Origin of the sequence: Acinetobacter sp. YH12102, assembly GCF_013419125.1 — a bacterium.
Taxonomy (GTDB): Bacteria; Pseudomonadota; Gammaproteobacteria; order Pseudomonadales; family Moraxellaceae; genus Acinetobacter; species Acinetobacter pseudolwoffii.
Genome location: NZ_VPAS01000049.1, coordinates 1 through 1,334, shown reverse-complemented (window position 1 = coordinate 1,334; position 1,334 = coordinate 1). Strand labels below are relative to the sequence as shown.

At 39.7% G+C, this 1,334-nt stretch carries 2 protein-coding genes; both read right to left on the bottom strand.

All coding sequences use genetic code 11. The annotated features are described in order from the left end of the window. Positions 1 to 182 precede the first annotated feature (182 nt). Positions 183 to 1,088: a tetratricopeptide repeat protein gene (locus tag FTU42_RS14720; RefSeq protein WP_180083734.1), complete on the bottom strand. Its 906-nt coding sequence runs from the start codon at positions 1,086 to 1,088 to the stop codon at positions 183 to 185. 25 nt (positions 1,089 to 1,113) lie between these two features. After that, the coding region (locus tag FTU42_RS14800) for a hypothetical protein (RefSeq protein ID WP_218949840.1) at positions 1,114 to 1,334 on the bottom strand (221 nt) is incomplete at its 5' end.

The window sequence follows — 1,334 nt, the reverse complement described above, 5'->3', positions numbered from 1 at the left end:
TTGAATTTCTTTGTCAGACATAGTGATCAGCATCTATATTTTATATCCAGTCCATGGTGATAAAAACCATCATAAACCAGACATTTTTATTGGTGAGAATATAGACCCTTTAAATGGGTTCTAACAAAAGCATTTCGTATAAGGTGTATTATGTTAATTTTAGAATAATTAACACTTAACAATTATTGAAGTCTAGCAAGCATTAATTTAGCTTGGGCATGTCCTTGATCAGCGGCTTTGCTATACCACTCAAATGCCTTGGCATTATTTTGCGTAACACCTTGACCGCTTTTATACATTTCTGCAAGGTTGTATTGTGCATAAGCATCTCCTTGAGCTGCGGCCTTACTGTACCACTCAAATGCCTTGATATCATTTTGGGTAACTCCTTGACCTTTTTGATATTTTCCCCCAAGCGTATTTTGCGCATAAGCATGCCCTTGAGCTGCGGCCTTACTGTACCACTCAAACGCCTTGGCATCATTTTGCGTAACACCCAGGCCTTTGCTATACATTACACCAAGATTATTTTGTGCATCTTTGTCCCCTTGAGTCGCTGCCTTGCTATACCACTCAAAAGCCTTCGGATAGTTCTGCGCTACGCCTTGACCATTGTCATACATCACCCCGAGATTATATTGTGCATCTGCATACCCCTGAGTCGCTGCCTTGCTATACCACTCAAAAGCCTTCGGATAGCTCTGCGCTACGTCTTGACCATTGGCATACATCACCCCGAGATTATATTGTGCAACTGCATCCCCCTGAGCCGCTGCCTTGCTATACCACTCAAAAGCATTCAGATAGCTCTGCGCTACGCCTTGACCATTGGCATACATCACCCCGAGGTTACTTTGTGCAGCTGCATACCCCTGAGTCGCTGCCTTGCTATACCACTCAAAAGCATTCGGATAGCTCTGCGCTACGCCTTGACCATTGGCATACATCACCCCGAGATTATATTGTGCTAATGCATCGCCTTTAGTAGCACTTTCAATTACCTGATCAAAGTTAGAAATCTGAGCAAATGAAGTATTAATTGAGAAACATAATATAAGTGGTAAAAAAATATTTTTTTTAAGGTTCATAATTTAGTATTTAATTAATAAAATCTTATTTTAACCAAAATTTATTTTGTTCATAGACAAAGCTTTCTAAATTTCTAAGCCCCCCATTTAACATAATGGCGGTTATACGAAATTTCGTTTGTAACTCCAAAATAGAAATGTCCGGTTTCTCCAAAGTAAAAATGTCCGCTTTTAGAATATGCACTTTTGCAATTTCGTTAGCGGACGGTTTGATATGTTGGTGTCTATGTCGGATAAAGAACTTAA